Source organism: Pseudomonas sp. GM25, assembly GCF_000282255.1.
Lineage (GTDB): Bacteria > Pseudomonadota > Gammaproteobacteria > Pseudomonadales > Pseudomonadaceae > Aquipseudomonas > Aquipseudomonas aphyarum.
In genome coordinates, this window is the sequence record NZ_AKJQ01000050.1 from 21,998 (window position 1) to 28,125 (window position 6,128).

General features: G+C 62.5%; 4 protein-coding genes. 3 read left to right on the top strand and 1 reads right to left on the bottom strand.

Features of this window, described 5'->3' with window-relative positions:
* Position 1: 1 nt before the first annotated feature.
* On the bottom strand, positions 2-1,738 hold the full coding sequence (locus PMI24_RS20945; protein ID WP_007957416.1) for an IlvD/Edd family dehydratase: 1,737 nt from the start codon (positions 1,736-1,738) through the stop codon (positions 2-4).
* A gap of 193 nt (positions 1,739-1,931) precedes the next feature.
* Between PMI24_RS20945 and PMI24_RS20950 the strand changes: the two genes are divergently transcribed.
* The 3 genes from PMI24_RS20950 (at position 1,932) to PMI24_RS20960 (ending at position 5,981) form a co-directional block, all read left to right on the top strand.
* The gene (locus tag PMI24_RS20950) at positions 1,932-3,254 is read left to right on the top strand and encodes an MFS transporter (protein ID WP_007957417.1); all 1,323 of its coding nucleotides are present in this window, start codon (positions 1,932-1,934) and stop codon (positions 3,252-3,254) included.
* A gap of 144 nt (positions 3,255-3,398) precedes the next feature.
* Entirely contained in the window at positions 3,399-4,391 is a 993-nt protein-coding gene (araD1, locus tag PMI24_RS20955; protein WP_007957418.1) for an AraD1 family protein, read from the top strand.
* A gap of 9 nt (positions 4,392-4,400) precedes the next feature.
* Entirely contained in the window at positions 4,401-5,981 is a 1,581-nt protein-coding gene (locus tag PMI24_RS20960) for an aldehyde dehydrogenase (NADP(+)) (protein ID WP_007957419.1), read from the top strand.
* The last annotated feature ends 147 nt before the right edge of the window (positions 5,982-6,128 follow it).

Here is a 6,128-nt window from a genome sequence, read left to right on the forward strand (position 1 = left end):
GTTAGTGGGAATGGCGCGGTACTTCAGCCCCTCGGCAACCGACGAGGAAGTCGAAATCGCAACCTTGATCCGCTTGCAGCACATGGTCGATATACAGCTGACGATACCCACCCACCAACAATTGCTGCGGCGGTTGCAGATCCGCCATGCGCGCCGCCAGTTCTGCGTCCGGAATATCCAGATGCAAACGCCCGCTGGCACAGTCCAGCTCGATCCAGTCGCCTTCCTTCACCGCCGCCAAAGGCCCGCCGGCCGCCGCTTCCGGGGCGACGTGCAACACAACCGTGCCGTAAGCGGTGCCGCTCATCCGCGCGTCAGAGATGCGCACCATATCGGTCACGCCCTGCGCCAGCAGCTTGGCCGGCAGCCCCATGTTGCCGACTTCGGCCATGCCCGGATAACCCTTCGGCCCGCAGTTCTTCATCACCAGAATCGAGTCTGCATCGACGTCCAGTTCCGGGTCGTTGATCCGCGCCTTGTACATGTCGAAGTTCTCGAACACGACGGCGCGGCCACGGTGCTGCATCAGTTCCGGCGTTGCGGCTGACGGCTTGAGCACCGCGCCCAGTGGCGCCAGGTTGCCGCGTAACACGCAGATCCCGCCGTCGGCGCGGATCGGATTGTCGAGGGTGCGGATCACTTCGTCTTCACCGTAGATCGGCGCGTCCTTGGTGTTCTCGCCGATGGATTTGCCGTTGACGGTCAGTGCGTTCGGATTCGGAATCAGATTGGCCTCACCGAGGCGGCGCAGCACGGCCGGCAAGCCGCCCGCGTAGTAGAACTCTTCCATCAGGAAGCGCCCGGACGGTTGTAGGTCGACGATGGTCGGCATGCCACGGCCGATACGGGTCCAGTCGTCCAGATCCAGCTCGACGCCGATACGCCCGGCGATGGCTTTGAGGTGGATTACCGCGTTGGTCGAACCGCCAATCGCGGCATTGACCCGGATCGCGTTTTCGAAGGCTTCCTTGGTCAGTATCTTCGACAGCTTCAAGTCTTCACGCACCATCTCGACCGCACGCATGCCGGACATGTGCGCCAGCACATAACGCCGCGCATCCACCGCCGGAATCGCCGCGTTGTGCGGCAGCGAAGTACCCAGTGCTTCGGCCATGCAGGCCATGGTCGACGCGGTGCCCATGGTGTTGCAGGTACCGGCCGAGCGGGACATGCCGCCCTCGGCCGCGAGGAAATCGTCAATCGTGATGGTGCCGGCCTTGACCTGTTCGCTGAGCTGCCAGACCACGGTGCCGGAGCCGATGTCCTTGCCCTTGTGCTTGCCGTTGAGCATCGGCCCGCCGGTGACGACGATCGCCGGCACGTCGCAGCTGGCCGCGCCCATCAGCAGGGCCGGGGTGGTCTTGTCGCAACCGGTCAGCAGCACCACGCCGTCAATCGGGTTGCCGCGAATCGCTTCCTCGACGTCCATGCTCGCCAGGTTACGGGTCAGCATGGCGGTCGGGCGCAGGTTCGATTCGCCGTTGGAGAACACCGGAAATTCCACCGGAAAACCACCAGCCTCGATCACCCCGCGTTTGACGTGCTCCGCGATCTGGCGGAAGTGCGCGTTGCACGGGGTCAGTTCCGACCAGGTGTTGCAGATGCCGATGATCGGCTTGCCGTAGAACTGATGGTCGGCGATGCCCTGATTCTTCATCCAGCTGCGGTACATGAAGCCGTTCTTGTCGGCCGTGCCAAACCATTGGGCGGAGCGCAGGGTGGGTTTCTTATCAGACATGATCGATTCTCTTATTGTAAGACTATTGTTTGCGAGCTTTGACTAAACATAAGCGCAAAATCGACGGTTTGGAAGTGTTGTTGCGTAATTAGTATTACTATATAGTCGTTTTCGACGGAGGGATGGCCCTGGCGATTTTCCGCGAGAGGCGTCCCCCGAGGTTCCATAAAAACAACAATCGGAGACCGATCTCATGAGCCAGGAACTGCGGCTTGTCCGGCGCATTACGCTGAAACTGATTCCCTTCCTGATCCTGCTGTACCTGATCGCCTATGTGGATCGCTCCGCCGTCGGCTTCGCCAAGCTGCACATGGGCGCCGACATCGGTATCGGCGATGCCGCCTACGGGCTTGGCGCCGGGCTGTTTTTCATCGGCTACTTTCTGTTTGAAATCCCCAGCAACCTGATGCTCGAACGCTTTGGCGCACGGCGCTGGTTCGCGCGGATCATGATCACCTGGGGCGCGATCACCATCGGCATGGCCTTCGTCCAGGGTCCGCACAGTTTTTACGTGATGCGCTTTCTGCTCGGCGCGGCGGAGGCGGGGTTCTTTCCCGGCGTTCTGTACTACATCACCCAATGGTTCCCGGTGCGCCATCGCGGCAAGATCCTCGGGCTGTTCATCCTTTCCCAACCCATCGCGATGATGATCACCGGCCCCGTGTCCGGCGGCCTGCTGGGCATGGACGGCATCCTCGGCCTGCACGGCTGGCAGTGGCTGTTCATCGTCATTGGCACCCCGGCGATCCTGCTGACCTGGCCGGTATTGCGCTGGTTGCCGGACGGCCCGCAGCAAGTGAAATGGATGGACCAGGCCGAGAAGGACTGGCTGACCGGCGAGCTGAAAAAGGACCTGCAGGAATACGGCCAGACCCGTCACGGCAATCCGCTACATGCGCTGAAGGACAAACGCGTGTTGCTGCTGGCGCTGTTTTATCTGCCGGTGACCCTGAGCATTTATGGCCTGGGCCTGTGGCTTCCGACCCTGATCAAACAGTTCGGCGGCAGCGATCTGGTGACCGGTTTCGTGTCATCGGTGCCGTACATTTTCGGGATCATCGGCCTGCTGATCATTCCGCGCAGTTCCGACCGTTTGAATGATCGTTACGGCCATCTGGCGGTGCTTTATGTGCTGGGCGCCATCGGCCTGTTCCTCAGCGCCTGGCTGTCGTTGCCGGTGGCGCAACTGGCGGCGTTGTGTCTGGTGGCGTTTGCGCTGTTTTCCTGCACGGCGGTGTTCTGGACGCTGCCGGGGCGGTTCTTTGCCGGCGCCAGCGCGGCGGCCGGGATTGCCTTGATCAACTCGGTGGGCAACCTCGGTGGCTACATCGGCCCGTTCGTGATCGGCGCCTTGAAGGAATACACCGGCAACCTCGCTTCGGGCCTGTACTTCCTGTCTGGCGTGATGGTGTTCGGGCTGATTCTGACGGGCGTCGTCTATCGCTTGCTGGAGCGCAAGCATGTGCTGCCGGTCGAGCAATTTGCAGCGAGCGCACGGGGTGCTACCCGTACCTGAATGACTATCACCGACCCTGTGGGAGCGAGCTTGCTCGCGAAGTGGTCGGCACATTCAACATTTGTGGTGACTGATGCACCGCCTTCGCGAGCAAGCTCGCTCCCACAGGGATCAGCGGTGTTTTTGAGGTAATAGGAGAAAAACATGCATCTGGTTCAATTCGAATTGAGTAGCGGCGAGCGCCGTGTCGGGGTGGTCGAGGACGGTCTGGTGCGTGAAGTGCAGGATGCGCGCACGGTTCGCGATCTTGCCCTGGCCGCGATCGAGGCCGGCAGCACCCTCGCGCAGCAAGTGCAAACCCTCGGCCTGGGCATCAGCCACGATTACGCCGAATTGCTCGCCAAACTGCGCATCCTGCCGCCGCTGGATCACCCGGACCCGGCGCACCTGCTGGTCAGCGGCACCGGCCTCACGCACCTCGGCAGCGCCTCGGCCCGGGACAAAATGCATCAGCAGGCCGGCGACGAAGCGGCGATGACCGACACCATGCGCATCTTCAAGTGGGGCGTGGAGGGCGGAAAACCGGCGGCGGGGCAGGCCGGTGTGCAGCCGGAATGGTTTTACAAAGGCGACGGCAGCATCGTTGTGCGCCCCGGTCAGCCGTTCCCGCTGCCGCCGTTTGCCGAAGACGCCGGCGAGGAACCGGAGATGGCCGGCCTCTACATCATCGGCCACGACGGCAAGCCGTATCGCCTCGGTTTCGCGGTGGGCAACGAGTTCTCCGATCACGTCATGGAACGCAAGAATTATCTGTACCTGGCCCACTCGAAACTGCGCAGTTGCAGCTACGGTCCGGAGCTGCGCGTCGGTGAGTTGCCGCAACACCTGGCCGGTACCAGCCGCATCCTGCGTGACGGCGAAGTGCTGTGGCAGAACGAGTTCCTCAGCGGCGAGGCCAACATGTGCCACAGCCTGGCGAACCTCGAATACCACCACTTCAAGTACAGCCAGTTCCTGCGTCCCGGTGACGTGCACATTCACTTTTTCGGCACCGCGACCCTGTCGTTCGCCGATGGCATTCGCACTCAGCCCGGCGATGTATTCGAAATCAGCCAGGCCGAATTCGGCGCCCCGCTGGTCAACGGCATCGCCCCGGTCGCAGCGGCATTCGAACCGGACAGCATCGGCACCCTTTAAGGAGATCCCATGACTCAGATTCTCGGCCACAACTACATCGGCGGCCGTCGCAGCGCGGCGGGCGACGTCAAGCTACAAAGCGTCGACGCTACCACGGGCGAAGCATTGCCCCACGACTTCATTCAGGCCACGGAAGCGGAAGTAGACGCCGCCGCCAAAGCCGCTGCGGCGGCATATCCGGCGTATCGCAGCCTCAGCGCCGAACGCCGCGCGCAGTTTCTCGATGCAATTGCCGATGAGCTGGACGCGCTGGGCGATGATTTCGTCGCTGTGGTTTGCCGCGAAACTGCACTGCCAGCCGGGCGGATTCAGGGTGAAAGAGGACGCACCAGCGGCCAGATGCGCTTGTTCGCCAAAGTCCTGCGGCGCGGTGATTTCTACGGTGCGCGGATCGACCTGCCGTTGCCGGATCGTCAACCGCTGCCGCGTCTGGATCTGCGCCAGTACCGCATCGGCCTCGGCCCAGCGGCGGTGTTCGGCGCGAGCAACTTTCCACTGGCATTCTCCACCGCCGGTGGCGATACAGCGTCGGCGCTGGCGGCCGGTTGCCCGGTGGTGTTCAAGGCCCACAGCGGCCATATGGCCACCGCTGAGCTTGTTGCCGATGCGCTGATTCGAGCAGCGGAAAAAACCGCGATGCCGGCCGGTGTGTTCAATATGATCTACGGTGGTGGCGTCGGCGAATGGCTGGTCAAACATCCGGCTATTCAGGCGGTGGGTTTCACCGGTTCGCTGCGGGGCGGACGGGCGCTGTGCGACATGGCTGCCGCAAGGCCCCAGCCGATCCCGGTGTTCGCCGAGATGTCGAGCATCAACCCGGTGATCGTGCTGCCTCAGGCACTGGCCGAGCGTTCGGAAACCGTCGCCCGCGATCTGACCGCGTCGGTAGTGCAGGGCTGCGGTCAGTTCTGTACCAATCCGGGTCTGGTGATCGGCATCCGTTCGCCACAGTTCACGGCATTCGTTGAGCAAGTCGCGGCGCTGATCGGTGATCAACCGGCGCAAACCATGCTCAATGCCGGCACCCTCGGTAGCTACGGCAAGGGCCTGGAAAAATTATTGGCGCATACCGGCATCGAGCATCTGGCGGGTAACCCGCAGCAAGGCAATCAGGCGCAGCCGCAGTTGTTCAAGGCCGATGTCAGCCTGCTGATCGATGGCGATGAAGTGCTGCAGGAAGAAGTGTTCGGCCCGACCACGGTGATCGTCGAAGTGGCCGACAAAGCGCAGCTGAGCGCGGCGTTGCAGGGCCTGCATGGACAACTGACGGCGACAATCATCGGCGAGCAGGCGGATTTCGAACGCTTTCCGGAGCTGACGCCGCTGCTGGAACAGAAGGTCGGGCGGATCCTGCTCAATGGTTATCCGACCGGTGTGGAGGTGTGCGATTCGATGGTTCACGGCGGTCCGTATCCGGCGACGTCCGATGCTCGCGGCACCTCGGTGGGTACGCTGGCGATCGATCGTTTCCTGCGCCCGGTGTGCTTCCAGAACTACCCCGACAGCCTGCTGCCGGAACCGCTGAAAAACGCCAACCCGCTGCGTATTCAGCGGCTGGTCGATGGCAAGCCTTCGCGCGAAGCCCTCTAAGCCCCATGCCATGATCGTTCCCACGCTGCGTTTCGTTGATCGTTCCCACGCTCTGCGTGGGAATGCCTCAAGGGACGCTCCGCGTTCCAGCTCTCGAATGGGACGCAGAGCGTCCCGGGCTGCATTCCCACCCAGAGCGTGGGAACG

What these genes read in the sequence shown, in the direction of transcription:
- PMI24_RS20945 (WP_007957416.1), bottom strand. Translation starts at nt 1,738, where the DNA reads ATGTCTGATAAGAAACCCACCCTGCGCTCCGCCCAATGGTTTGGCACG.
- PMI24_RS20950 (WP_007957417.1), top strand. Translation starts at nt 1,932, where the DNA reads ATGAGCCAGGAACTGCGGCTTGTCCGGCGCATTACGCTGAAACTGATT.
- araD1 (WP_007957418.1), top strand. Translation starts at nt 3,399, where the DNA reads ATGCATCTGGTTCAATTCGAATTGAGTAGCGGCGAGCGCCGTGTCGGG.
- PMI24_RS20960 (WP_007957419.1), top strand. Translation starts at nt 4,401, where the DNA reads ATGACTCAGATTCTCGGCCACAACTACATCGGCGGCCGTCGCAGCGCG.